Source organism: Peribacillus sp. P4_D6, assembly GCF_056401795.1.
Genome location: NZ_JBFUIQ010000001.1, coordinates 58,055 through 83,597, shown reverse-complemented (window position 1 = coordinate 83,597; position 25,543 = coordinate 58,055). Strand labels below are relative to the sequence as shown.

The window sequence follows — 25,543 nt, the reverse complement described above, 5'->3', positions numbered from 1 at the left end:
ATAATTTCCTGGAAACCGACTATAATGAAAAAGAGAAAAGGGGAGTTGGGAAATTTACCCTCTCCCTTTTTGGCTAAAAGAATCAAAAATATGATAACAATATCTAAGGAGGTTCTTGGATTATGAATAAAAAGTCAATTAAAGATATTGAATTAAAGGGGAAACGCGTATTTTGCCGTGTTGATTTCAACGTGCCGATGCAGGACGGAAAGATCTCGGATGATACGAGAATCAAGGCTGCACTGCCGACGATTTCCTATTTGACAGAACAAGGCGCAAAAGTCATCTTAGCCAGCCATCTTGGCCGTCCTAAAGGACAAGTCGTAGAAGAATTGCGTTTAGCACCTGTTGCGGAAAGACTAAGCGAACTTAGCGGCAAAGATGTGCAAAAGGCAGAAGAAGCATACGGCGAGACCGTTCAATCAATCATTGAAAACATGCAAAATGGCGAGATCCTGTTGTTGGAAAACGTTCGTTTCTATCCAGGAGAAGAGAAGAACGATCAAGAATTGGCGAAGTCATTTGCGGCACTGGCTGATGTTTATGTTAACGATGCATTCGGAGCTGCGCACCGTGCACATGCTTCAACTGAAGGAATAGCTCACCATCTCCCGGCCGTTGCTGGATTGCTGATGGAAAAAGAGCTTTCTGTACTTGGAAAAGCCCTATCCAACCCAGAACGTCCTTTTACAGCTATAATTGGCGGAGCAAAAGTAAAGGATAAGATAGGCGTTATCGAAAACCTTTTGGAAAAAGTCGATCACTTGATCATTGGTGGTGGATTGGGTTACACATTCATTAAAGCGCAAGGTCATGAAATCGGTAATTCTTTATTGGAAGAAGACAAAATAGAATTGGCCAAATCTTTCATCGAAAGTGCAAAAGAAAAAGGCGTAAAACTTCACTTGCCTATCGATGCAGTCGTAACTTCTGAATTTTCACCTGATGCAGAGACGGATAATGTCGATATCGATGCTATTCCAAATGATAAAATGGCTCTTGATATCGGACCAAAAACAAGTGAATTATTTGCGGATGTAATCAAAGGTTCCAAGCTTGTCATTTGGAATGGACCAATGGGTGTATTCGAGTTCGATAAATTTGCGAATGGAACGAGAACCGTTGCTCAAGCCTTGGCGGAAGCAAAGGATACGTATAGCATTGTTGGCGGAGGGGATTCGGCCGCAGCTGCAGAAAAGTTTGGACTGGCAGAAAAGATGTCCCATATTTCAACTGGCGGCGGTGCATCTCTTGAGTTCATGGAAGGCAAAGAGTTGCCTGGCGTTGTAGCCTTGAACGATAAATAAGATTGAACCGTTACATATTTCAACATTAGAAGGGATGAGAAACCAAATGCGTAAACCGATTATTGCAGGAAACTGGAAAATGAATAAAACACTATCTGAAGCGACTGCCTTTTTAGAAGAAGTGAGCAATTTGATTCCGAAGCAAGATGTAATCGATACGGTTGTATGTGCTCCAGCTTTATTTTTGGATCAGCTCGTTCAAGCAGCAAAAGGAACCGATGTGAAAATCGGGGCACAGAACATGCACTTTGAAGAAAGCGGTGCTTTCACAGGAGAAATCAGCCCAATCGCCTTGGCTGATTTTGGGGTATCCTACGTCATACTTGGTCATTCTGAGCGCAGGGAAATGTTCAACGAAACGGATGAAGCCGTTAATAAAAAAGCTCATGCCGCTTTTGCCCACCAGTTGACCCCGATCGTTTGCTGCGGTGAAACACTTGAGCAAAGGGAAGCTGGCGAAACGAATGATTTCGTAGGCAGCCAGATTGAGAAAGGCCTAGCAGGATTATCTGACGATCAATTGAAACAAGCCGTTATTGCTTATGAGCCGATTTGGGCGATTGGAACAGGAAAATCGTCATCTACTCAAGATGCTAACGAAGTTTGTGCGCATATCCGCTCAGTCGTTGCCGACAAATTTTCAAATGAAGCAGCTGCAGCCATCCGCATTCAGTACGGTGGCAGTGTAAAACCTGAAAATATTAAAGAGTACATGGCACAACCTGATATAGACGGTGCATTGGTTGGCGGTGCTAGCTTGAAATCCGGTTCATTTTTACAATTGCTGGAGGCTGGTCACTATGAGTAAGTCGCCTGTGGCACTTATCATCTTAGACGGTTTTGGCTGCCGTAACGAAGAAAAGGGTAATGCTGTTTTTCATGCGAAAAAACCGAACTTTGACCGATATTGGGAACAGTATCCGCACTCCCATTTAACTGCAAGCGGGGAAGCGGTCGGCTTGCCTGCCGGTCAAATGGGGAACTCGGAAGTGGGCCATTTGAATATCGGGGCAGGACGGATCGTTTATCAAAGCCTGACCCGTGTGAACCTGGCAATACGTGAAGGTGAGTTTGCACAAAACCCAACTTTGGTCGATGCCATGAGCCATACCAAGAAAAAAGGCACGGACCTTCATCTTTTCGGTCTTCTTTCAGATGGCGGCGTGCATAGTCATATCGATCATATGTATGCCCTTTTGAAATTGGCCGCTAAAGAAGGCGTTAAAAATGTATATGTACATGCATTTTTAGATGGCCGTGATGTCGGACCGAAAACGGCACAGGGTTATATTAAGGAAGCGGAAGCGAAAATGAAGGAAATCGGTGTTGGTCAGTTTGCGACCATTTCCGGAAGATATTATTCAATGGACCGTGATAAGCGCTGGGAACGTGTGGAGAAATCCTACCGTTCGATGGTGTATGGTGATGGCCCTGCTTACTCTTCTGCGATGGAATGTGTCGAGGATTCGTATGAACATGGAATTTTCGACGAGTTCGTGATACCTTCAGTCATAACGGCGGAAGACGGTAAACCGGTGGCAACGATTAAAGATGATGATGCCGTAATCTTTTATAACTTCCGTCCAGACCGGGCGATCCAGATTTCCAATACGTTCACGAATGAGGATTTCCGCTCATTTGACCGCGGTCCTGGACATCCGAAGCATCTCCATTTTGTCTGCTTGACACATTTTTCAGAAACAGTTGACGGATATGTTGCATTTAATCCGACAAATCTTGATAATACATTAGGGGAAGTACTTTCCCAAAACCAGCTTACCCAGCTTCGTATCGCCGAAACTGAAAAATATCCGCATGTGACGTTTTTCATGAGCGGCGGACGTGAAGAGAAGTTTCCTGGTGAAGAGAGGATTTTAATTAATTCTCCGAAAGTCGCTACATATGATTTACAACCGGAAATGAGTGCTTATGAAGTGACGGATGCATTGGTGGAACAAATTGAGGCTGACCGTTTTGATGCCATTCTCTTGAATTTTGCCAACCCGGATATGGTCGGTCATTCAGGGATGCTTGAGCCTACCATTAAAGCGATTGAAACAGTGGATGAATGCCTAGGCAGGATTGTCGATTTAATCGTCTCAAAAGGCGGTACAGCGATCATCACCGCTGACCATGGGAATGCTGATGAAGTGGTAACGCTAGAAGGCAACCCGATGACAGCCCATACTACGAATCCCGTTCCTGTCATTATCACTAAAAATCAGGTAACATTAAGAACAGGTGGTATCTTAGGCGATTTAGCTCCAACGATGCTTGATTTGCTTGGAGTCGAAAAACCTGTTGAAATGACAGGGGAATCCCTATTATCTAAATAAAATTGTGAATAGGAAAAGGAGAGATTTATAATGCCGTACATCGAACATGTATATGCACGCGAAGTGCTAGATTCACGTGGTAACCCAACAATAGAAGTAGAAATCCAAACAGAGTCCGGATACTTCGGACGTGCAATCGTACCATCAGGTGCTTCAACAGGAGAACACGAAGCGGTTGAGCTTCGTGACGGGGATAAATCTCGCTACCTGGGTAAAGGGGTACAAAAAGCAGTCGATAATGTAAATGATATCATTGCTGAAGCTGTCATCGGTTTGGATGTAACGAACCAAGCAGGCCTTGACCTTACTATGATTGAATTGGATGGCACAGAAAACAAAGGAAACTTGGGAGCAAATGCAATCCTTGGCGTATCAATGGCTGCTGCCCATGCCGCTGCGGAATTTTCTGGTTTACCATTGTATCGTTACCTTGGTGGGTTCAATGCGAAACAACTTCCGACTCCAATGATGAACATCATTAACGGCGGATCACATGCCGATAACAATGTTGACTTCCAGGAATTCATGATCCTTCCTGTAGGAGCTCCTAGCTTCAAAGAAGCAGTTCGTATGGGTGCAGAAGTATTCCATGCCTTGAAATCTGTCCTTTCAGCCAAAGGCTTGAATACGGCAGTCGGCGATGAAGGCGGCTTTGCGCCAAACCTTGGTTCAAACCGTGAAGCGCTTCAAGTCATCATCGAGGCAATTGAAAAAGCTGGCTACAAAGCAGGCGAAGATATCTACCTTGGCATGGACGTGGCTTCATCTGAATTCTATAACAAAGAAACAGGCAAATATGATCTTGCAGGCGAAGGCCGCAATGGTGTTACATCCGAAGAAATGGTTGCTTTCTATGAAGAGCTAGTGAATGAATTCCCTATTATCTCCATCGAAGACGGCCTGGATGAAAATGACTGGGATGGCCACAAGCTTCTAACTGAACGCATCGGTTCTAAAGTTCAGCTTGTTGGTGACGATCTTTTCGTAACGAACACGAAAAAATTGGCTGAAGGCATCGAAAAAGGCATCGGTAACTCCATCCTGATCAAAGTGAACCAAATTGGTACACTGACCGAAACGTTTGATGCAATCGAAATGGCTAAACGCGCAGGCTACACTGCAGTCGTTTCCCACCGTTCAGGTGAAACGGAAGATGCAACGATCGCTGATATCGCCGTTGCAACAAACGCAGGACAAATCAAAACCGGTTCCATGTCCCGTACGGACCGTATCGCTAAATACAACCAACTTCTTCGCATCGAAGACCAACTTGGTGACTTGGCTGTATATGGCGGCTTGAAATCTTTCTATAACTTGAAAAAGTAATCTTTGCTAGAAGATGGATTACAGAAATTTTCCCTCCTATTCAATGTGGCCATCCACATTGAATAGGAGGTTTTTTATGTCCATAAATCAGTGACTGTTTCCAGCTTGAAAGGATTTAATCAAACGTTTGATTAATATAAAAAAAGGTGCCGCATCCGGGCACCTTTTTTTATTTACTCGATACAGCTTCCACTGGTACGGCATTATAGTATTCTTCTAATGTAATCTTCGCTTCAAAGATTTCAGTTGCGGCATCGACACCAACATAGCGGATATGCCATGGTTCGTATTTATAACCTGTGATGTTTTCCTTGCCTTCAGGGTAGCGAATGATAAATCCGTATTCATGTGCATGTTCAGCAAGCCAGGCAGCTTCATTCGTATCACCGAAGCAGTCTTGGGCAGCGCAAGCCCCATCGTGGGTCGTGACATCAATAGCCAGGCCCGTTTCATGTTCGCTTGTCCCAGGCATTGCACTGTAGGTTTTCGCCTTTTCTTCCCCGTCCTTAGCCACATAGTTATTAAAGACCTCGATCTGTCTTTGGTGAGAGCGATAAGCGGAAACGCCGGCAAAGTGCATGTTTTCTTTTTCGGCAGATTGGAACATTACTTCAAGTGCCTTTCCCGCTTCTTCGCGCATCATTCTTTTTTCAATTTTATCTTGAAAGATGAAATCCACTTTTGGGTAGATAAGGTCAGCAGGTTTGTAATCTTCAGGCAGGCTGTATTGTTTATTGACAAGTACAGGAATGCCTTCCGGATGGGCTAATGTCTGAAGGCCAGCCTGTCCGGGTTTAGCCGTTTCATCAACTTCCACCTGGCGCTGGGCCGATTCTTTTGAATCATTATTCTTGTCGGTCTCAGTCTCCTTCTCAGTCTCCTGGGAGCTCGGTTGTTCTTCTTTTTGCTCTTTTTCATGCTCACTGGTCAGGTTGGATGAACAGCCAGCCATCAGAATGAAAGATGATAGAGCGGTTGCTGCAAATATAGGTTTTAACATATGAAAGGCCCCTTGCTTTTAATATAAGATTTCCAATAAAAGTAGTTTTGAAAATTATCGTGATAAGTAATCCCTTGTTAATTCACTTTGATATTTATCAAGAAATAAGCCAATCCAGACGACCATCAGTAAAAATGGATAATCGTTACGGATTGCTGTTTCCACGACGGGATCAGACCAAAAGCTCGAAAGGAAACCGGATGACATCCTGATTGTCTCGAATGTGACAAGGGCGTGAAGCGATAACCAAAGAATCGTAAGGGTATTGGTCCCGAACCCAATGACCGCCGCTATGACGCTCAGCAAGGCGGCTGCTGCCCCGATCAGGAGGACATGGAAGCTTGATTGGAAAAAGTCGATACCGCTATTGGAAAGTCCATTATAAATAATAGCAGTAAAATAAACGGTTGTCGTGATATATGCAGCAAATAATAAGTATCGATTTCCGTGATACTTTGCCAGCAGCAATAGAAGCGGTGATAGGATGATTAATAGGACGCTGATGAAATTGCTTCCGCCTGCCCATAAAGAATAGCCGGCAACCGCCGAGAATAGGATGGTCAGGAGATCAAGAATCCGTAGTATGGACTTAAACATGTTGACACCTCTTTCTCTATTTATGCAAATTATCTCAAACTTTGATTCAAAAAGAAAATAAATGACTATGGGTTTTTAGGAATTCTTACCATCATAGTATAACAAAGATTGTGGATATTTATTGGGTGTGGTAAAGTTAAAGTAATTGTTTATTGGTTCTTCAGGAGGTGTAATTGCATGCATGCATTTCTCATAACGCTTTTAGTGATTGTCAGTATCGCCCTCATTGTGACGGTATTGCTTCAATCAGGTAAGAGTGCAGGTTTATCAGGTGCGATTGCCGGCGGTGCTGAGCAGTTATTCGGAAAGCAAAAGGCACGCGGTTTGGACCTGGTTTTACATCGTGCGACAATAGTATTGGCGATTCTATTCTTTGCTTTAACTTTACTTGTTGCATACTTTGATGTGTAATGGATCAAAAATGAGTCTAGCTAAATAGCTAGGCTTTTTTCTTTGCACAATAGTTGCATGAATAGATATAGTGATTTTAGTACTTAATTATAGGATAGGGATTTTTTAAAATTCTATTTACTGATAAAGGAGTTTAAGGTCATGAAAATCAAGCTGCAGCAGCCCTTTACTTTTGAAGGCGGAAAAAGGGCTGTCTTACTTTTACATGGGTTCACGGGGAATTCAGCGGATGTACGGATGCTGGGCCGTTACTTGGAGAAACAGGGATACACCTGCCATGCCCCGCACTATGAAGGGCATGGCGTTCCCCCAGAGGAGTTGGTGAAAACAGGTCCGGAAGATTGGTGGAAAGATGTCATGATGGGCTATGATTTCCTGAAAAGCAAAGGCCATGAAGAAATTGCTGTTGCCGGACTCTCATTAGGAGGCGTATTTTCTCTTAAATTAGGTTACACTGTACCTATAAAGGGTATCGTAACAATGTGTGCGCCTATGTATATCAAAAGTGAAGAAATGATGTTTAAAGGAGTATTGGAGTACGCCAGAGAATTTAAGAAGTATGAAGGAAAAACTCAAGAGCAAATAGAGCTTGAAATGGACCTCCTTGCCGATAAACCGATGAATACATTGAAAGCCCTTCAGGAATTGATAACGGATGTACGGGAGCACGTCGATCTTATTTACGCTCCGACATTTGTCGTGCAGGGCCGGCATGATGATGTTATCAATCCAAAAAGTGCCGATATTATTATTGATTCCATAGAATCACCGGTAAAAAAAATCAAGTGGTATGAAGAATCCGGTCATGTCATAACCCTTGATAAAGAAAAAGACGAGCTGCATGAAGATGTATTGGAATTTTTAGAAAGCCTGGATTGGTCCGAATAACAAAAATATACCCTGAATAGGAGGGTTTTCATGGAAGATAACATTCAAGAACATATTAATAAGCTTCTGACATACATGACGGATGAAGCGTATAAGCCGCTAACGGTACAAGAACTGGAAGAGGCTTTGAAAATCGAAGACTCGGCAGATTTCAAGAATTTCGTTAAGGCTTTAGTAAAAATGGAAGAAAAGGGATTGGTGGTCAGAACGAGGAGCAATCGTTACGGCCTGCCGCAAAAAATGAATTTGTTCCGCGGTAAATTAACGGGGCACGCAAAGGGGTTTGCCTTTGTCACACCTGAAGACAACCCGGGAATGGATGATATTTTCATTCCGCCAAATGAAACGGGCACAGCGATGCATGGAGATGTCGTCATGGTACGGGTATCTTCGGAAACATCGGGCTCAAGGCAAGAAGGCACGGTCATCAGAATACTTGAACGCGGAATTACACAAGTGGTCGGTACATACTCCGAAAGTAAAAGTTTTGGTTTCGTCATCCCTGATGATAAAAAGATCGCAAACGATATCTTCATTCCACAGCATGCTTCACATGGAGCGGTAGAGGGACATAAGGTTGTCGTCAAGCTTACTTCTTATCCCGAGGGACGCATAAGTGCCGAAGGTGAAGTCATTGAGATTCTTGGCCATAAAAATGATCCTGGTGTGGATATTCTTTCCGTGATCCATAAGTATGGTTTGCCGATGGAGTTCCCGGATGACGTCATGGAGCAGGCCAATGCCGTTTCCGATACCATTCAAGAAAGTGAAATTGGCAACCGCAGGGACTTGCGTAATGATGTTTTGGTTACGATTGATGGAGCGGATGCAAAGGATCTGGATGATGCCGTCACTGTTTCCAAGCTTGAGAATGGCAATTACAAGCTGGGCGTTCATATTGCTGATGTCAGTCATTACGTGAAGGAAGGTTCTCCAATCGATAAGGAAGCCCTGGAAAGAGGGACGAGCGTGTATTTGGTGGACAGGGTCATCCCGATGATCCCGCATCGTTTATCGAATGGCATTTGTTCCCTGAACCCACAAGTCGATCGTTTTACACTCTCATGTGAAATGGAAATCACGCCGGATGGCAAAGTCGTCAACCATGATATTTTTGAAAGTGTCATTAAGACGACGGAACGTATGACATATGGCAATGTGAACAAAATCCTTGTCGATAAAGATGAAGAACAGCTTGAACGCTATGAAGCGTTGGTGCCAATGTTCCAGGACATGGAGAAGTTAGCGGCCATCCTTCGCAAGAACCGGATGAACCGCGGTGCGATCGACTTTGATTTCAATGAAGCAAGAGTCATCGTTGATGAAGAGGGCCATCCGACTGATGTGGTTTTACGTGAAAGGTCGGTTGCGGAAAAGCTGATTGAAGAGTTCATGCTTGCAGCTAATGAAACCGTTGCTGAGCATTTCCACCGTCTTGACCTACCGTTCATTTACCGTATTCATGAAGATCCAAAGCCGGAAAAACTGCAGCGATTCTTCGAATTCATTACGAACTTCGGATACATTGTAAGGGGATCGGCCAATGACGTCCATCCTAAGGCGTTACAGGAAATCATTGAGGCGGTTGCCGGTAAGCCGGAAGAAACGGTCATATCCACCGTCATGCTTCGTTCCATGCAACAGGCGAAATATGATCCGGAGAGCTTAGGCCACTTTGGTTTATCTGCTGAGTTTTATACACATTTCACATCGCCGATTCGCCGTTACCCGGATTTGATCGTGCACAGGCTGATCAGGACCTACTTGGTGGAAGGTAAAATGGATGAAGCTACGAAGGAAAAATGGAATGCCAATTTACCTGAGATTGCCGATCATACATCGAAACGTGAACGTCGCTCAGTCGATGCCGAGCGGGAAACGGATGATCTGAAAAAAGCGGAATACATGCTGGATAAAATCGGCGAGGAATATACCGGGATCATTGGTTCAGTCACCAATTTCGGGATGTTCGTCGAGTTGCCGAACACGATTGAAGGACTTGTCCATGTCTCTTTCATGACGGATGATTATTATCGCTTCGATGAGCGTCAGCTTGCAATGATCGGGGAACGTACCGGTAATGTGTTCCGGATTGGCGATGAAATCAACGTACGGGTTTCCAACGTCAATAAAGAGGAACGCGCCATCGATTTTGAAATTATCGGCATGAAGGTAAGCCGTCCGCGTCCATCCGGCGAGAAGAAAATATTCAAAGCCAATTCAGGTGAACGCAAACGCGGCCGAGGCGGTAATGGGGGACGTAAGGAAGGAAAAGGCGGCGACCGTAATGGAGATTCGACTTCTTCTGGAAGAAAATCGAAAAAGAAGAAAAAATTCTTTGAAAATGCGCCAGCTGCCAAGCGCAAGAGAAAACCAAAAAAGAGATAAAGATTCAGGCGGGGGGATGATCATTACATCCTCTCGCCGCGATTGGATGTAAAAAAGGGGAGAGTTAGATGCCAAAAGGCTCAGGTAAACAACTAGCACAAAATAAAAAAGCGTATCATGATTTCTTTATTGAACAAACGTTTGAAGCAGGAATCGTTTTAAAAGGGACCGAAATCAAAGCAATCCGTGCGGCCCGAGTGAATTTGAAGGATGCCTTCGCTAAAATAGAAAATGGTGAAGTTTATCTTCATAATATGCATGTCAGCCCTTATGAGCAGGGAAACCAGTTTAACCATGATCCGTTACGGACACGGAAGCTTCTTTTGCATAAGAAAGAAATCAGTAAACTGATCGGGGAAACAAAGGTAACAGGTTACACCATCGTCCCGTTGAAAATGTATTTAAAGAATGGCTTTGCCAAAGTTTTAATCGGACTTGGAAAAGGGAAGAAACAATATGACAAGCGTGATGACCTGAAGAAGAAGGAAGCGAAGCGTGATATTGAACGTGCTTTCCGTGATCGTCAGAAGATGTAGAACTGCCAAGACCTTACAATTGATTTTTTGAACCAATCTGTTATAATTAATCCTGTACCGATGACAATTGAATATCAGCCAACTTGCTGACTATTCTTCTCTCGTACGCTCCATTTATATCATGGGGACGTTACGGATTCGACAGGGATAGTTCGAGCTTAAGTTGCGAGTCGAGGGGATCGGCCTCGTTAAAACGTCAACGCCTATAACTGGCAAACAAAACAACAACCTAGCTTTCGCTGCTTAATAACAGTCGATAGCTGTTCCTCCCTCCATGGCCCACGTGGTAGGGTAAGGGACTCACTCTAAGTGGGATACGCCGGAATCCACCGTCTGAGGATGAAGGAAGAGACCAATCAGACTAGCTGCTCTGCCGCCTGTCGATAGGCTAATGAGTTCGCGAAATGCGAATATATCGACTACACTCGTAGAAGCTTAAGTGCCGTTATGTCTGGACGTGGGTTCGACTCCCACCGTCTCCACCAATACATATATTGGTGGTTTTTTATTTGGTTTTTTATTTGGTTTTTTTTCGTGGTTTTTGTCGAAAAATCGATAAATCGAATAATTCGCAGATATATCAGGATTTTTCGTTGATATATCTCCAGTTTCGAAGATATATTCCCGATTTCGCAGATAAACTGTACAGTTTCCATCATTTTCTGTAGAATCCTTTTGAAGAAAATAGGATTGGAGCGATGAAATTGATTGTAAAAAAGCGAAAAGTTCCTCTTGCCGTCCGCAAATTACGTGCATTAGCGTGCAGGCTTCCTCCGAATCACCCTAAAGTTCCCTTAATCATGAATGATCTCAAAAAAAGGGAAGCGGGCTATAAAGGGGAATGTTCCATTGATTTTCCATTAAGCTTTCTTGAACCGAAAAGCCATTTCATCTTCCACGATTTAAGGCTTCAGGATCAATCCCGATTTTTTCAACTGGATACCTTATTAATCTCCAAGAAATATGGGCTTATCATTGAAGTGAAGAACATTGCAGGGTCGATCTATTTTGATCCGCATTTCAATCAGCTCATTCGAATGAAAGAAGGAAAAGAAACGGCCTTTCCAGATCCCATTATTCAAGTCAGCCGCCAGGAATCACAATTGACCAATTGGTTCTTGAAAAACGGTTTTCCCTCACTGCCCATCCTTTCATTGATTGTCATCAGTAATCCCCAAACCATCATCCGTACAGCCCTTGAAAACCATGAACTCCACTATAAAGTTATCCATCGTGATGCACTTCCCGATAAAATTAATCAAATGGAGCATTCCATAACAGAATCCAGTTTTAGTGAGAAAGATTTGAAGAAAGCAATTCGCGTAATGAATAAACACCACATCGATGCGGACTTTTCCATTCTGGAACGATACAATCTTACCGAAAAGGACCTAATTAAAGGAGTGATTTGTGAGAATTGTAAGGGTAATAAATTATTTAGAAGACATGGCACATGGCTTTGCAATCAATGCCAACTCTCCAGTAAAAAAGCACATATCCCGGCTTTACAAGATTATTTTTATCTATTAGGCTCGACCATAACGAATCGGCAGTTGAGGAACTTTTTAAACATTTCCTCTTCATCCAGTGCAACGAGGATCTTGCAATCATTGAATCTGACAAGCAGTGGTGCGAATAAGGGAAGGGTGTACAGACTGAATTTTGATGAATGACTTTAACTCGTTTCTTTATATTCACATCAACATTTTGAAAATTTTTACTGAGACTAGATGTAATTCTTTTGCCCTTAATTTTTTCTTTCCGATTCATTACACATCCACTCCAATGCTAATCTTATCCAACGCTGCACTTTCAGCAGTTTTGCAGCAACTAAGCCCTATGATAGAAAAAGACTCAAAAGAAGCTTCTCTTGAGTCTTTGTTCCGTTTCTATTCTTTTAATTCCTTGCCCATTCCCTTGAGGAAGTGGACGCCAAAGCCGATTGCCCTGTTTATGTCTGGATCATTCAATGTTTTCATTAATTCCAGAACGCCGATCTTCTTATCGGCCTGAAGGAATTTGTTTCCTTCATCGATTCCTGCAAGTGCACTGTTCAGCAGTTTCGTGGATTGTGAGGCATCGGCGTTCATCAAGGCTCCTGTTGCACCCATAAGGGTATTGATCAGGTTTGTTACAGGTTGCCTTGTGATTTGTTGAAGTGCGATTTTCGCAATTTGTTCTTTTCCTTGAAGCATGGAGGTCGCGGCTTCGAATACTCCCGAGTCATTCAGTTCATTGACGATTTTAAACATATTGTTCAAGGCATCTTCATTATCGGTGATCAGCGTTTTCAGTTCCTCCAGTTTTTGTAGCTTTATCTCTTCCTCAGTAATGGGATTATGGATTTCCGTTATAGGAGCTGCCATGATCTTCACCCTCCTTGTTTAATTATCCGTTAAGTGAACATACCCTGGACGGGCCCACTTACGTTCAACCTCGACACCATTTTGAGGATGACGTTTTTTGTTCCGTGGATTGGTACCCGGTAATGGAACGTCTCCGCTTGCGCTTAATACTTCCATGCGGACCATCGTCTGTTTGTAAGCAGGCGTGCTTGTGCGTCGATCATAGATGGGACCGGTCAGGAAGTTAATGGCAGAGTCTTTATCGACGGAGTTCATCGGTAAAAATAGCTCATTATTTTTAACACGGTCTGTGATCAATGCTTTTAACTTAACGGCCCCGAATGGAGACACCAAGCGAACGAGTCCGCCATCACTGACTTTACGTTCTTTGGCAAGTTCTGGTGAAACCTCGACGAAAATATCAGGTACTTTCGATTGGATTCCATTGGACTTGTTCGTCATATTGCCTTCATGGAAATGCTCCAGCATGCGTCCATTATTGATATGAAGGTCATATTCTTCCGGGAATTTATGAGGTTCCACCCAGTCAGCCAGTGCAAAGCGCGCTTTTTTATCAGGGAAGTTGAAGCCATCTACATAAAGAAGGGGCGTGCTTGATCCATCATGGCTCCCCCAGAGGAAGCTGTTCCATCCTTCCAGCACTTCGTAATTCGCTTGGCTGAATATCGGTGACAGGCTTGCCATTTCGTCATAGATTTCACCAGGGTGAGAGTAATTCCAATTCGCACCTAAGCGGTTGGCGATTTCTTGGGTGATTTCCCAGTCCGCCTTAGAATCTCCCATAGTGGGAAGGGCTTTATATAATCGCTGTACACGGCGCTCCGTATTGGTGAACGTTCCGTCTTTTTCAAGAGATGGAGCTCCGGGCAATACCACGTCGGCATATTGGGCTGTCCTTGAAAGGAAAATATCCTGGACAACAAAGAAGTCCAATCCGGATAACACTTTATCGACATGGTTGGCATCCGCGTCAACTAGTGCCATATCTTCACCTACAAGATACATCGCCTTCATGTCGCCTTTTTCTATCGCTTTAAGCATTTCAATATTGTTCAAGCCTGGTTGGCCAGCGATTTTCACTCCATAAGCTTTTTCGAATTTAGCACGTGCCACGTCATCGGTAACATGCTGATATCCCGGAAGCCATGTTGGAAGGGTACCCATATCGCAAGCGCCCTGTACATTGTTGTGGCCGCGAAGCGGATAGGCTCCCGCTCCTGGACGACGGTAGTTACCCGTAGCCAATAGCAGGTTGGAAATAGCCGCCGAAGTATCGGAGGCACCGGTGTTTTGTGTTACGCCCATACCCCAAAGAATGCATGTACCGTCTGCATCGCGAATGGCCTCAGCTATTTGGATCAATGTTTCTTTAGAAATACCTGTATGTGTTTCTGCATATTCCAGGGTATATTTCTCTAGTACTTCTTTATAATCGTCGAAGAAGTTAACATTTTCATTGATGAATTCTTGATCATGCCAGCCTTGATCGATCATATATTTTGTAACCGCCATCAACCAGACTTGATCCGTTCCTTGTTTTGGGCTGATATGGATGTCGGAACGTTCTGCCATTTCGTTTTTACGGATGTCAGCTACAATCAGCTTTTGTCCGTGAAGCTTATGTGCCCGTTTAACGCGTGTCGCCAGTACGGGATGTCCTTCTGCCGGGTTGGCCCCAACGATGATGACAAGTCCTGCTGCGGCGATATCCTTGATAGTACCAGCATCTCCGCCCATGCCGACTGTACGGAACAGTCCGTCTGTTGCCGGGGATTGACAGTAACGCGAGCAGTTATCGACGTTATTTGTTTCGAACATTTGCCGTGCCAGTTTTTGAATGACATAGTTTTCTTCGTTCGTGATCTTGGATGAGGAAATGAAGCCTACTGAATTTCCGCCGTATTGCTGTTTGATCGAACCCAGTCTGGACGCAACCAAATCAAGTGCTTCATCCCAGCTTGATTCAACGAATCTTCCGTTTTTCCGAATCAGGGGCTTTGTCAAACGTTCTTCCGAATTTACGAAGTCCCAACCGAATTTCCCTTTGACACATGTGGATATCGCATTGACGGGTGCTTCATGAGTAGGTTGGACTTTAAGGATTTTACGGCCTTTTGTCCAGACTTCGAATGTGCATCCTACCCCACAGAACGTACAGACCGTTTTTGTTTTCTTCGTCCGTGTCTCTCGCATTGCCGCTTCAATCTCCGAAATGGCAAAAATCCCGCTGTATCCAGGTTCCACTTCTTTGACAAGGTCTATCATCGGTTCCAGCATATCGTTTTTCAAGCCTGACATGAAACCAGCTTCGCCAAGCATCGATTTTTCCATTAATGCATTACATGGACAAATCGTTACACACTGTCCGCAGCCTACACAAGATGAGTTATTGATTTCCGTTCCTTCATCCCATATTACCCGAGGGCGTTCTGCTTCCCAGTCGATGGACAGCGTCTCGTTGACCTGAAGGTTTTGGCACACTTCAACACATTGCCCGCATGCGATGCATTGATTGGCATCATAACGGTAAAATGGATGGGACATATCGACGGCACCCAATTCCACTTTCGGTGTATAAGGATATTTTTGGTGTTCAATTTCCATTAATTCTGCTGTGTTATGTAGTTTGCAATTTCCGTTATTATTATCACATACAGTACAGTATAAAGAATGGTTTTCCAGTATCCGGTCCATGGCCTCGGTTTGGGCTTCTTTTGCCTTGCTTGAGTCCAAGGCTATATCCATGCCGCTCACTGCTTTTGTCGAACATGACCGGACGAGTTTCCCATTAACTTCGACGATGCATGTGTCGCATGTTTGGATCGGGTCCACCTCAGGAACATAACAAATCTGTGGATGGGCCATCTCATTTTGGTTGATGACCTCCAGTATTGTCGCACCTTCATTAGCGGTATAAGCCTTCCCGTTGATTGTGATGGTGATGTTTGAATCGCTCATTATATTTCCCCCTTTTATAGCCAAAAAGACGCAAAAAAACCACCATGATTACACCTCCGTCTCTGAACGGAAATGTAGGTCATGGTGGAATAGTTTAATAGCAAAGCTTGCCAATATACCAATCCATACCATAATAGGTAATTTTAAAAAAGATAGGACACAACAGTACACTATTATGCTCCCAACTTTCATAATTGATATTATACCTTTTATCATGAAAAGAAACAATCCTGGAAAGAGGGTATCATTCCCAAATCCCTTTCGTTTTTCTTCGCGTTGATTTATGATAAGAAAATTGAGAACTTAATTTTTCTTGAAATGGAGTGACGCACGGTGTCAAAAGTTATCCATGAATTCAATGATATGATTCGTAAGCTGCGCAAGGAACTATTCGGTAAAGGACCAGAACGCATACACACGGTTTTCGTGGAAAATATGGCCGTTTCTACGTTATATGGAAATTTGACTCCTACGGAAATGTTCATATCAAGATCGGAAGAAGGAAGGGATATGGTCCATTCTGCACGAACCAAAATGGTTCAGGATGTGTATTCGGAGAGTCCTCCTGATGGAATGGAAGATCTGGTTGGAGCTAAACTGCTCCATTTGTTTTCAGACATCAAAATCAAAGAGAACATAGCGATTTCCGTATTCGTATTTGATAAGAATATAGCGGACAAACTCAACGGGCATTGACCATGTTCCTTACATTTGGTCAATTGGCTCCTGGATAGTAAAAGGAGTGGGAACATGAAAGCGATTGAAATCAAGAGGGACATCATTCGGATAACCAAAGGTAACATCGAGCGGACGGAAGATGCGATCGTAACGGAGCATCCCGTTACTGTCAAAATAAATGGCCAGGAATTCGTCACGATGGTTTGTACACCTGAATACATCGAGGATATGGTGATTGGTTATTTGGCTTCGGAAGGAATCATCAAAAAATATGATGAGATAAAAGAAATCTGGGTTCAGGAAAAAGAAGGCTTTGTTCATGTGAAGACGGATAAAGTGAATCCCTACTTCCAGGACTTTCAAAATAAGCGGTATATTACATCATGCTGCGGAATGAGCAGACAAGGTTTCGTCTTTGTAAATGATGCATTGACTGCCAAGAAAATGGATGATGTTTCGGTGAAACTGACTCCTGATGACTGCTTCCGCTTGATGAAGGACTTACAAAATTCTGCTGTCACTTTCCAGAATACGGGCGGAGTCCACAATGCTGCTTTATGTGATGCCAATGGGCTCGTATTAAGCAGGATGGACATCGGACGGCATAACGCCTTGGATAAAATATACGGCCATTGCTTGAAAAATGGCATTTCGATGGAAGGGAAGGCTATCGTGTTCAGCGGCCGGATTTCATCGGAAATTCTTTTGAAAGTGGCGAAAATCGGCTGTGAACTGATACTCTCGAAGTCCGCTCCAACTGAATTGGCTTTGGAGTTGGCTGAAGGATTGGGAATCACGACGGTCGGGTTCATTCGCAATGATTCACTGAATATCTACACATGTCCTGAAAGGATTCTATTGAATGACTGAGCATCCTTCGCTGGAAGGATGCTTATCGGAAAGTCCTGCCGGTTTGGCCTGGGCTTTTTTGTATTTGTAAAAGGATATATCCAACAGGCCTTTTATGGTACAGTTTTTATAAAGCATTCAAGGGAATTCGTATCGGGGGAAGGGTTATGAACGAAAGGGATTGGCATATTTTAAAGGTGTTGCATGAACACAGGAATATTACTAAAACGGCGCAAAGTTTATATATCTCGCAACCTTCTTTAACGAAACGGATTCAACAAATAGAGAAGGAATTCAATCTGAAGATTGTGGAGCGGGGAACTAGGGGAGTGCAGTTCACCCCTCAAGGTGAATATTTGGCCATCTGTGCAGATGAGATGCTGATCAGGCTCCGGCAGATAAAAGAGACAGCATTCAATATGGGCCAGGAGATCAGTGGAACATTACGGCTGGGTGTTTCCAACTATATTACGCTGCATAAGCTGCCAGGCCTGCTGAGAATATTTCGTGAGCGATTTCCTAAAGTGGATTTCCATGTGACAACCGGCTGGAGTAAAGAAGTGCTGAACCTCATTTATAAGGAAGAAGTGCATGTCGGGATTGTTCGGGGGGATTATCAATGGTCGGGATCGAGGCATCATCTTTTTGAGGAAACGATTTGCATTGCTTCCAAGGAGGAAATCGAAGTCCGGAACCTGCCTTTCCTGCCGAGGATCGATTATGGGACAGATGCCCTTTTGAAAACAATGATCGATAATTGGTGGAGAGACAATTTTTCCGGACCTCCTTTGGTGGGGATGGAAGTGGACAAAGGGGATACATGCAAGGAAATGGTCAGGAATGGCCTGGGATATGGCATCCTCCCCAGTGTTTTATTGGAGAAAGACCAAAACCTCCGACAAATGGACCTTAAGGACAAGCAAGGTAATCCCCTTATCAGGAATACGTGGATGTTATATCATGAAAAGTCGCTGGAATTAAAACTGGTCAAAGAGTTTGTCGAATTTGTCAAAGGCGTCGATTTCATGAGGGATATTTAACTGGAAGCGCAGAAACCTCTGTGCTTTTTTATCATTCCTTTTTTGAATGGATACCGATAATTTATTGGTATTTTAATTATGGTCATCCCGGCATTATGATAGATGGGAGATGTATATCATCAGGAATTTGCCTAAGGAATGGAGAGGAAGTCAAGTGAGTGTCCTGTTTCTGATCGTATTGAATGTGATTGTACCGGTTTTTTTCCTTATAGGGGCGGGGGCCATTCTGCATCGTAAATTCAAGTTGGATATGAATACGCTGTCTAAATTGAATCACTTCCTGCTCATGCCCGCCATTAGCTTTGTCAATATCTATCAAAGCAAATTGGGCGGGGGGATGATCGTCCAGATATTCAGCTTCCTCGCTCTTCAAGCAGTAAGCCTCATCATCGTGAGTACAGTGGTAGCGAAACTAGCCAGGTTTGATCAAAGTCTTTCGGCCACGTTTAAAAATAGTGTAGTCCTGAATAACTCGGCCAATTTCGGGTTACCTGTCAGTCAGATGGTGTTTAATGGAAACCCCCTTGGCCTGTCGATCCAAGTCATCGTGATCATTTTTCAAAACCTGTTGACCTATACCTATGGATTGATGAATTCTGTTTCCGTCCATACAAAAAGTGCAAAGGGTGCCATTCGCGAGTTCTTGAAGAACCCCGTCATTTATGCTTTATTGCTTGGTTTAATATTACATTCCGTTTCTTTCGAAATCCCTCTGTTCTTATGGACCCCGATTGATAATATCGCGAGTGCCTTCATAGCCATTGCATTGATAACATTAGGTGCACAGAGTGCCTATTTGAAAATAACGCATTTCCCGCTTCCGCTTATCCTTAGCTTGGCGGGGCGCTTAATACTCTCACCATCCATCGCCCTCCTGATCATTCTCATGCTGGGCTTGGAAGGGACTGTCGCCCAAGGGTTGTTTATCGCAAGCTCATTTCCCACATCAAGAAACAGCGCATTATTCGCTTTGGAATATGACAACCATCCGGAGTATGCGGCACAGGCGGTTTTGATGTCGACTTTATTCAGCAGCATAACGGTAACGATGGTCGTGTATCTATCAAAAATACTATTCTAGCAGGGCTGCTCTTTGTGGGCGGGCCTTTTTCCCATGTCTCCCGATAAAACTTTATGAACAATATGAAGGTTTTGGAATTTATGCATTTTAGTTGGGCAATCATTGAAAGCGAAGATATTTTTGTAGAATTAAGAAAACGCTTTCAAAAGGGGGATTACTATGTTTTCTCGTAAAAAGATTTCAGCGGTACTATTGGCAGGTTCGTTAGCTTTAAGTTTAGGTGCATGCAGCAGTTCGGGGACATCAGGAGAAAAGAAAGAAGATACAGGTTATCCGAAAAAAGCGATAACGGTCGTTGCTCCTTCGGGTGCAGGCGGGGGATGGGATTTAACGGCCCGTTCATTTACAAAGGTCTTGGGTGAGACGAAATTGGTGAACCAGCCATTGACCGTCGAAAACAAACCCGGCGGCGGGGGCGCTGTCTTCATGGCGGACTATGCAACACAGCAAGCGGATAATAATGACATGCTGTTCGTTAATTCACCGCCTGTCATCATCAATAACCTTAAAAAAGAAGGCAACAGTCCTTATGGATATAAAAATACGACACCTTTGGCGCAGCTGACAAAGGATTATGGGGCGATAGTGGTAAAGGCGGATTCTGAATTCAAGGATTTGAAATCGGTGCTGGAAGCGGTGAAGAAAGATCCGCGTAAGCTGACCTTTGCAGGGGGATCTGCACCGGGATCCATGGATCATTTGATTTCCATTCTTCCAGCCTATGAATATGGCTTGAATCCAACCGAACTTAAATACGTTTCTTACGACGGTGGCGGGGAAGCGATTACGGCATTGCTTGGCGGAAATGCGGATGTGATCGGAACGGATGCATCCAGTGTCAGGGAATTTTTAAAAGCAGGAAAGATTAGAGTGTTGGCTGTAACCTCGAATGAACGTTTAGGTGGGGACCTTAAAGACATACCGACGGCAAAGGAACAAGGGGTCGATGCTGAATTCACGATTTGGAGAGGCGTTTTTGGACCTCAGAATATGTCTGGTGAAGCGAAAACCTTTTGGGACGGAACCATTGAGAAGCTAGTTGAAACTTCTGAATGGAAAAAGGAAGTGGAAGTGCAAGGATGGGAACAAGAATATAAAAATAGTGAAGAATTCAGCAAGTTTTTAGTAGAACAGGAGAAACAGGTGCAGCAATTATTGAAAGCTTTAGGCATGGAAAAATAATTGGGAAGAAGGGGGTGCTTTCACCTTCTTCTTATTTTCTGAAATGGGGGGATTGTGATGGATGTTAAATTTGATCGCTTTGCTTCTGCAGCCTTTCTGGCTGTCGGAGTGCTGTTTATGATAGGAAGCAGGAAACTGGCCAGTTCTTCATATGGAAGTTCGGTAGGACCGGACATTTTCCCTTTTGTATTGGGGCTCGTCCTTTCTCTTTTAAGTATTCGCCTGTTCTATGAGGCATTTCGGGGCAAGGGGCAGGAATCACGTAAAGACAAGCTGCAATATAAACCGTTTATCATCATTCTGCTCTCCACCTTGATTTATATTTTGACATTGGAAACGATAGGATATGTCATTACAACCTTTCTGTTTTTGTTTGTTTGCTTTCAAACGATGGAACGGAATAAGTGGGTGACATCGCTCATCATTTCCGCAGGTTTTTCCGGAATCATCTATTATTTATTCGTGAATGTGTTAAAGGGAACACTTCCGGGTTGGCCAATCTGGTTTTCATAAAAGGAAGGGGGATGTGAAGTGGGCACTTTTGATTATTTAATGCACGGATTTGAAACGGCACTAACTTGGTATAACATACTATTTGCATTTGTCGGAGTATTGATCGGTACGGCGGTCGGCGTTTTGCCGGGGATCGGGCCGATGAGCGGTGTGGCTCTTTTAATTCCGGTAACCGCTTCGATTACAGGTGGACTTCCTCCAGAGCAAGCGGCAACAAGCGCCATCATTTTACTTGCAGGTGTTTATTATGGAGCGATGTATGGAGGATCGACAACTTCAATCCTATTGAATACACCTGGCGAATCTTCTTCTGTCGTCACCACATTGGATGGCTATCAAATGGCCAAGAAGGGAAGAGCCGGGAGTGCTTTATCCATTTCGGCGATCGGTTCCTTCATAGGAGGGATCGTCACCCTTATCGCCATGATTGCCTTGGCTCAGCCATTATCGACGATTGCCATTAAATTCGGTCCTGCGGAGTATTTTTCACTCATGCTTCTAGGGTTGGCGGCAGTCAGCGGCCTTGCGGGAAAATCCGTAACCAAGGCACTGATCATGACGGTTTGCGGTTTGTTGATCGGGACGATAGGCATTGATAATGTATCCGGGATCGCCCGTTTTACATTCGACTTTCCTTGGCTGTATCAAGGGATCGAATTCCTGACGATCGCTGTTGGTCTATTCGCCCTTGGGGAAGTATTCAAGACAATCTTGGAAAAGGACGAGGATGATGGGGAAATTGCAAAGATCAATAATTTGCTTCCTTCCAAAGAAGAATTCAAGGAATCTGCGGGGCCGATTGCGAGGGGATCGCTCTTAGGTTTCTTTGTAGGAATCCTGCCGGGGGCAGGGGCCACTCTTGCTTCCTTCTTCTCATACCTTATGGAAAAACGGATTTCAAAAAAACCTGGGAGATTCGGTACAGGGGCAATCGCTGGTGTGGCTGGCCCTGAAACGGCCAATAATGCGGCTTCCGGCGGAGCGATGATACCATTATTGACGCTGGGAATTCCGGGTTCCGGTACAACGGCGATTTTAATGGGTGCGCTCATGATGTACAATGTTCAGCCGGGTCCATTATTATTCGAGGACCATCCCCAGGTGGCTTGGGGACTTATCGCCAGTATGTTCATAGGAAATCTGATGCTCCTCATCCTTAATCTCCCGCTCGTTAAGGTTTTTGCGAAAATCATTGAAACGCCAAAGAAATATTTGATTCCGATCATTATCGCAATTTCCATTTTTGGTGTTTATGCGGTACAAGTATCGACTTATGATTTATTGCTATTACTAGGGTGCGGGGTCTTGGGATACTTCTTAAGTAAAAATGATTATCCAATCGCCCCGTTGGTATTAGGCCTGGTTTTAGGGCCGATGATAGAAAACAATATGCGCAGGGCACTGACGATATCCGATGGGGATTACAGTTTGTTTTTCACTCGGCCGCTTTCGCTGACCTTCCTGATCGTAACGGCATTATGGCTGCTCATTCCGGTTTTACTTAAGAAGAGAGGGAAGGATGTTGTCATCAATATTGAAGGTTAATCGATATTTTCTGAATGTTGCGAAATAACCCCTTTTTTAAAGGGGTTATTTTTTATATGATGTAAGTAGAGGTGATTGAATGCGTTTACACACCAAGTTGATGCTGGGCATCTGTACGTTAATCATCTTAATGGGTGGAATCTTTGAAGTTATTTTCATAAATATCCTGGAAAATAACCTGAAGCAGGAGACAGGGGAAAAAGCATTGTCGGTTGCCCAGACCGTTTCTTTGCTGCCTGAAATTAAACAAGCTTTTCGAACGGATCATCCTTCTGTAATCATCCAGCCCATCGGGGAAAGAATTCGCAGGCAGATCGATGCGGAATTCATAGTGATAGGAGATGAAAATGAAACACGGCTGTCCCATCCAAATCCCGACCTGATCGGAAAGAAAATGGTTGGGGGAGATAACGCCGAGGTTTGGGATGGGAAATCCATCATCACGGAGTCCACTGGCACATTGGGACCTTCCATAAGGGGGAAATCCCCGATAATCGCCAATGAAAAGGTCATTGGTGTCGTCTCCGTTGGCTACCTACAGGATGATATTGAAAAAGAAGTGTCCAGAATACAAAGAAAGATCGTCTTGATCATCTCTTTTATATTAATCGGCGGTTTGTTGGTGGCCTTTTTCATTTCATTCAATATAAAAAAGGCGATATTGGGTCTGGAGCCGAAAGAGATCGCCTGGATGTTTCAAGAGAAGCATGCCATTTTGGAATCCATTCATGAAGGCATCATTGCCATTGATGTTCATGGGAAAATCACCATCGTCAATGAAACGGCGCATAAAATCCTTCATATTCCTAAAGACGTCATGCTTCGCGGAAGAAAAATCGAAGAAGTCATCACGCATACACATTTGCTTGATGTAGTCAGCACGGCACGGGCCGAATATGACCAGGAATTCATGATTGACGGTGAAGTTTTTTTGGCAAGCCGGATTCCCATTTTGAATGGACAGGGGGAAATCATCGGTGCCGTTGCAAGTTTGAGAAATAAATCGGAGCTATCCAATCTCCTGCAAGAACTGTCACATGTAAAGGCGTATGCAGAAGGGCTGAGGGCCCAGACACATGAATATTCCAATCGGCTTTATACACTGCTGGGCTTGATTCAACTCGGTTCCTATAAAGAAGCAATGGATTTCATATCGAAGGAAGTCGATGTCACCCAGGGCTTCATTCACTTTCTGATGAAGGAAGTGCCCGATCCGATCATTGCGGGGTTCATCTTAGGGAAGGTAAGTTTAGCCAGCGAGATGAAAATTGATTTTACCATCGATAGAGAAAGCAGTTTTAAAGATATTCGGTCCGAAATAGATCGGGATTTATTAGTGACGATCATCGGCAATCTCATCAATAATGCCTTCGAAGCTGTACGGGAAAACGAAAGGGAGGAAAAAAGGGTATCGTTGTTCGTCACGGACTTGGGTAAAGAGTTGATCATAGAGGTTGAAGATAATGGAAAAGGGATGAGCTCAGATGTTACCGAAATGATTTTCCGGAACGGTTTTACGACGAAAAGCCATCAAACCAATTCGGGTATAGGTTTGAGCCTTGTTCAGGAAGCAATTGATGGTTTAGGGGGATATATCACTTTTTCGACGAAAGAAGGGGAATATACGATCTTTACCGTAGCCATACCAAAAAACAGAGGGGGGATGAAATGATGGCCCATCGCGCTATAGAAGTTCTGATCGTCGAGGATGACCTGCGGATTGTCGAGATACAAAAGCTATTCATTGAAAAGCTTGAGGGGTTTCAAACGATCGGAATCGCATCAAGCTATGACGAGGCTAAAAGCTTCATTGAAATCATGCAGCCGGATCTATTGCTGCTCGATATGTATTTTCCGGATATGAATGGGCTCGATATCCTGAAAGAAATCAAGCAGCAAAGCAAACAAATGGATGTCATCATGATAACGGCGGCTAAAGAAATCGAAAAAGTCCAGGAAGCCATCAAGATCGGCATATTCGATTATATAATCAAGCCTGTTGCATTTGAACGTTTCAAACAGTCCTTACGCCGGTATCAAGAGTATCACATTAAACTGTCTGAATTGGAAAAGGGCAATTTTCCCGTAACGCAGCAACAGGTGGACAAGCTTTTGCGAAAGGAAATGAAAGAAAAAGAGAGGGAACAGGCTTCACTGCCAAAAGGGATCGATCGGATGACATTGGAGAAGGTGATGGTTGTGTTGGGGAAATCCTCCCCTGGGTTAACTGCCGAAATAGTGGCAAAGGAGATCGGGGTGAGCAGGACAACGGCAAGGCGTTATCTGGAGCACTTGATGTCAGAGGAAAAAATTGATGCCGATTTAACATATGGCACGGTAGGACGTCCTGAACGGGTGTATGCCATCAAGTTATAAATGGGTTCGCCAAGCGGCGGATCTTTTTTTATTGGATCGAAAAAACGTCAGGCATTTTCTTATAATCAGATTGATTGGAGTTCATCGTTTTTTTTGAAGTGTAAAAATGATGAAAGAGGAAAAAATAGTGTGAAAAGTGTTGAAGCAGACAAGTATATGACAAGTG

The 25,543-nt window shown here is 43.8% G+C and carries 22 protein-coding genes and 1 other RNA gene; 19 read left to right on the top strand and 4 right to left on the bottom strand.

The genetic code is table 11. The annotated features are described in order from the left end of the window. Positions 1–122 precede the first annotated feature (122 nt). From AC1DVB_RS00380 to eno, 4 genes are read left to right on the top strand one after another with little or no spacing between them, the layout of a single operon-like run. Positions 123–1,307 (top strand): phosphoglycerate kinase, encoded by a 1,185-nt coding sequence (locus tag AC1DVB_RS00380; RefSeq protein WP_477587765.1) that lies wholly within the window; start codon positions 123–125, stop codon positions 1,305–1,307. A gap of 46 nt (positions 1,308–1,353) precedes the next feature. Beyond that, complete coding sequence (gene tpiA, locus AC1DVB_RS00375) at positions 1,354–2,115, top strand: triose-phosphate isomerase (protein WP_477587763.1); 762 nt, start codon at positions 1,354–1,356, stop codon at positions 2,113–2,115. Continuing rightward, positions 2,108–3,643, top strand: coding sequence for a 2,3-bisphosphoglycerate-independent phosphoglycerate mutase (gene gpmI / locus AC1DVB_RS00370; protein WP_034309990.1), 1,536 nt, complete (start codon positions 2,108–2,110; stop codon positions 3,641–3,643). Before tpiA ends, gpmI begins: the two co-directional genes overlap by 8 nt. Positions 3,644–3,673: 30 nt before the next feature. Next, positions 3,674–4,969, top strand: coding sequence for a phosphopyruvate hydratase (gene eno / locus AC1DVB_RS00365; protein WP_034309992.1), 1,296 nt, complete (start codon positions 3,674–3,676; stop codon positions 4,967–4,969). 169 nt (positions 4,970–5,138) lie between these two features. Here eno and AC1DVB_RS00360 read toward each other — a convergent pair whose 3' ends face one another. Both AC1DVB_RS00360 and AC1DVB_RS00355 read right to left on the bottom strand, forming a co-directional pair. Beyond that, positions 5,139–5,969, bottom strand: coding sequence for a M15 family metallopeptidase (locus AC1DVB_RS00360; protein WP_477587760.1), 831 nt, complete (start codon positions 5,967–5,969; stop codon positions 5,139–5,141). 54 nt (positions 5,970–6,023) lie between these two features. Next, a complete protein-coding gene (locus AC1DVB_RS00355; protein WP_057278104.1) occupies positions 6,024–6,566 on the bottom strand; it encodes a hypothetical protein in 543 nt (180 codons plus the stop codon). Positions 6,567–6,743: 177 nt separating this feature from the next. Here AC1DVB_RS00355 and secG point away from each other — a divergent pair, with 177 nt between their 5' ends. The 6 genes from secG to AC1DVB_RS00325 all read left to right on the top strand — a co-directional run bounded on the left by secG (position 6,744) and on the right by AC1DVB_RS00325 (position 12,462). Continuing rightward, on the top strand, positions 6,744–6,977 hold the full coding sequence (gene secG / locus AC1DVB_RS00350) for a preprotein translocase subunit SecG (protein WP_034309999.1): 234 nt from the start codon (positions 6,744–6,746) through the stop codon (positions 6,975–6,977). Positions 6,978–7,118: 141 nt separating this feature from the next. Continuing rightward, on the top strand, positions 7,119–7,865 hold the full coding sequence (locus AC1DVB_RS00345) for an alpha/beta hydrolase (protein WP_034310002.1): 747 nt from the start codon (positions 7,119–7,121) through the stop codon (positions 7,863–7,865). A gap of 30 nt (positions 7,866–7,895) precedes the next feature. Beyond that, a complete protein-coding gene (gene rnr, locus AC1DVB_RS00340; RefSeq protein ID WP_477587758.1) occupies positions 7,896–10,253 on the top strand; it encodes a ribonuclease R in 2,358 nt (785 codons plus the stop codon). Between the two features lie 68 nt (positions 10,254–10,321). Beyond that, on the top strand, positions 10,322–10,789 hold the full coding sequence (gene smpB / locus AC1DVB_RS00335) for an SsrA-binding protein SmpB (RefSeq protein WP_034310006.1): 468 nt from the start codon (positions 10,322–10,324) through the stop codon (positions 10,787–10,789). A gap of 123 nt (positions 10,790–10,912) precedes the next feature. Continuing rightward, positions 10,913–11,274: a transfer-messenger RNA gene (ssrA, locus tag AC1DVB_RS00330) on the top strand. Positions 11,275–11,487: 213 nt separating this feature from the next. After that, the gene (locus tag AC1DVB_RS00325; protein ID WP_477587756.1) at positions 11,488–12,462 is read left to right on the top strand and encodes a nuclease-related domain-containing protein; all 975 of its coding nucleotides are present in this window, start codon (positions 11,488–11,490) and stop codon (positions 12,460–12,462) included. A gap of 216 nt (positions 12,463–12,678) precedes the next feature. On the opposite strand, the gene AC1DVB_RS00320 is transcribed toward AC1DVB_RS00325, so the two are convergent. Continuing rightward, positions 12,679–13,155 (bottom strand): helical membrane plugin domain-containing protein, encoded by a 477-nt coding sequence (locus AC1DVB_RS00320; RefSeq protein ID WP_477587754.1) that lies wholly within the window; start codon positions 13,153–13,155, stop codon positions 12,679–12,681. Between the two features lie 18 nt (positions 13,156–13,173). Continuing rightward, complete coding sequence (gene fdhF, locus AC1DVB_RS00315; RefSeq protein WP_477587752.1) at positions 13,174–16,113, bottom strand: formate dehydrogenase subunit alpha; 2,940 nt, start codon at positions 16,111–16,113, stop codon at positions 13,174–13,176. Between the two features lie 333 nt (positions 16,114–16,446). On the opposite strand from fdhF, the gene AC1DVB_RS00310 reads away from it, so the two are divergent. From AC1DVB_RS00310 to AC1DVB_RS00270, 9 genes are all read left to right on the top strand, one after another. Continuing rightward, on the top strand, positions 16,447–16,809 hold the full coding sequence (locus AC1DVB_RS00310; protein WP_048688083.1) for a Na-translocating system protein MpsC family protein: 363 nt from the start codon (positions 16,447–16,449) through the stop codon (positions 16,807–16,809). A gap of 54 nt (positions 16,810–16,863) precedes the next feature. Beyond that, a complete protein-coding gene (gene fdhD, locus AC1DVB_RS00305) occupies positions 16,864–17,661 on the top strand; it encodes a formate dehydrogenase accessory sulfurtransferase FdhD (RefSeq protein WP_048688085.1) in 798 nt (265 codons plus the stop codon). A gap of 146 nt (positions 17,662–17,807) precedes the next feature. Continuing rightward, the gene (locus tag AC1DVB_RS00300) at positions 17,808–18,680 is read left to right on the top strand and encodes a LysR family transcriptional regulator (protein ID WP_264895931.1); all 873 of its coding nucleotides are present in this window, start codon (positions 17,808–17,810) and stop codon (positions 18,678–18,680) included. A gap of 154 nt (positions 18,681–18,834) precedes the next feature. Further along, positions 18,835–19,761, top strand: a complete 927-nt coding sequence (locus tag AC1DVB_RS00295) for an AEC family transporter (protein ID WP_377330557.1) — start codon at positions 18,835–18,837, stop codon at positions 19,759–19,761. A gap of 159 nt (positions 19,762–19,920) precedes the next feature. Next, the gene (locus AC1DVB_RS00290; RefSeq protein WP_034310025.1) at positions 19,921–20,943 is read left to right on the top strand and encodes a tripartite tricarboxylate transporter substrate binding protein; all 1,023 of its coding nucleotides are present in this window, start codon (positions 19,921–19,923) and stop codon (positions 20,941–20,943) included. A gap of 57 nt (positions 20,944–21,000) precedes the next feature. Next, positions 21,001–21,456, top strand: coding sequence for a tripartite tricarboxylate transporter TctB family protein (locus AC1DVB_RS00285; protein WP_054398749.1), 456 nt, complete (start codon positions 21,001–21,003; stop codon positions 21,454–21,456). Positions 21,457–21,474: 18 nt separating this feature from the next. After that, entirely contained in the window at positions 21,475–23,001 is a 1,527-nt protein-coding gene (locus tag AC1DVB_RS00280) for a tripartite tricarboxylate transporter permease (protein ID WP_477587748.1), read from the top strand. A 79-nt stretch (positions 23,002–23,080) separates the two neighbouring features. Continuing rightward, positions 23,081–24,673: an ATP-binding protein gene (locus AC1DVB_RS00275; protein ID WP_477587746.1), complete on the top strand. Its 1,593-nt coding sequence runs from the start codon at positions 23,081–23,083 to the stop codon at positions 24,671–24,673. Beyond that, entirely contained in the window at positions 24,670–25,377 is a 708-nt protein-coding gene (locus AC1DVB_RS00270) for a response regulator (protein ID WP_477587744.1), read from the top strand. The genes AC1DVB_RS00275 and AC1DVB_RS00270 overlap by 4 nt, the downstream gene beginning before the upstream one ends. Positions 25,378–25,543: the final 166 nt, after the last annotated feature.

What these genes read in the sequence shown, in the direction of transcription:
- AC1DVB_RS00380 (WP_477587765.1), top strand. Translation starts at nt 123, where the DNA reads ATGAATAAAAAGTCAATTAAAGATATTGAATTAAAGGGGAAACGCGTA.
- tpiA (WP_477587763.1), top strand. Translation starts at nt 1,354, where the DNA reads ATGCGTAAACCGATTATTGCAGGAAACTGGAAAATGAATAAAACACTA.
- gpmI (WP_034309990.1), top strand. Translation starts at nt 2,108, where the DNA reads ATGAGTAAGTCGCCTGTGGCACTTATCATCTTAGACGGTTTTGGCTGC.
- eno (WP_034309992.1), top strand. Translation starts at nt 3,674, where the DNA reads ATGCCGTACATCGAACATGTATATGCACGCGAAGTGCTAGATTCACGT.
- AC1DVB_RS00360 (WP_477587760.1), bottom strand. Translation starts at nt 5,969, where the DNA reads ATGTTAAAACCTATATTTGCAGCAACCGCTCTATCATCTTTCATTCTG.
- AC1DVB_RS00355 (WP_057278104.1), bottom strand. Translation starts at nt 6,566, where the DNA reads ATGTTTAAGTCCATACTACGGATTCTTGATCTCCTGACCATCCTATTC.
- secG (WP_034309999.1), top strand. Translation starts at nt 6,744, where the DNA reads ATGCATGCATTTCTCATAACGCTTTTAGTGATTGTCAGTATCGCCCTC.
- AC1DVB_RS00345 (WP_034310002.1), top strand. Translation starts at nt 7,119, where the DNA reads ATGAAAATCAAGCTGCAGCAGCCCTTTACTTTTGAAGGCGGAAAAAGG.
- rnr (WP_477587758.1), top strand. Translation starts at nt 7,896, where the DNA reads ATGGAAGATAACATTCAAGAACATATTAATAAGCTTCTGACATACATG.
- smpB (WP_034310006.1), top strand. Translation starts at nt 10,322, where the DNA reads ATGCCAAAAGGCTCAGGTAAACAACTAGCACAAAATAAAAAAGCGTAT.
- AC1DVB_RS00325 (WP_477587756.1), top strand. Translation starts at nt 11,488, where the DNA reads ATGAAATTGATTGTAAAAAAGCGAAAAGTTCCTCTTGCCGTCCGCAAA.
- AC1DVB_RS00320 (WP_477587754.1), bottom strand. Translation starts at nt 13,155, where the DNA reads ATGGCAGCTCCTATAACGGAAATCCATAATCCCATTACTGAGGAAGAG.
- fdhF (WP_477587752.1), bottom strand. Translation starts at nt 16,113, where the DNA reads ATGAGCGATTCAAACATCACCATCACAATCAACGGGAAGGCTTATACC.
- fdhD (WP_048688085.1), top strand. Translation starts at nt 16,864, where the DNA reads ATGAAAGCGATTGAAATCAAGAGGGACATCATTCGGATAACCAAAGGT.
- AC1DVB_RS00300 (WP_264895931.1), top strand. Translation starts at nt 17,808, where the DNA reads ATGAACGAAAGGGATTGGCATATTTTAAAGGTGTTGCATGAACACAGG.
- AC1DVB_RS00290 (WP_034310025.1), top strand. Translation starts at nt 19,921, where the DNA reads ATGTTTTCTCGTAAAAAGATTTCAGCGGTACTATTGGCAGGTTCGTTA.
- AC1DVB_RS00285 (WP_054398749.1), top strand. Translation starts at nt 21,001, where the DNA reads ATGGATGTTAAATTTGATCGCTTTGCTTCTGCAGCCTTTCTGGCTGTC.
- AC1DVB_RS00275 (WP_477587746.1), top strand. Translation starts at nt 23,081, where the DNA reads ATGCGTTTACACACCAAGTTGATGCTGGGCATCTGTACGTTAATCATC.
- AC1DVB_RS00270 (WP_477587744.1), top strand. Translation starts at nt 24,670, where the DNA reads ATGATGGCCCATCGCGCTATAGAAGTTCTGATCGTCGAGGATGACCTG.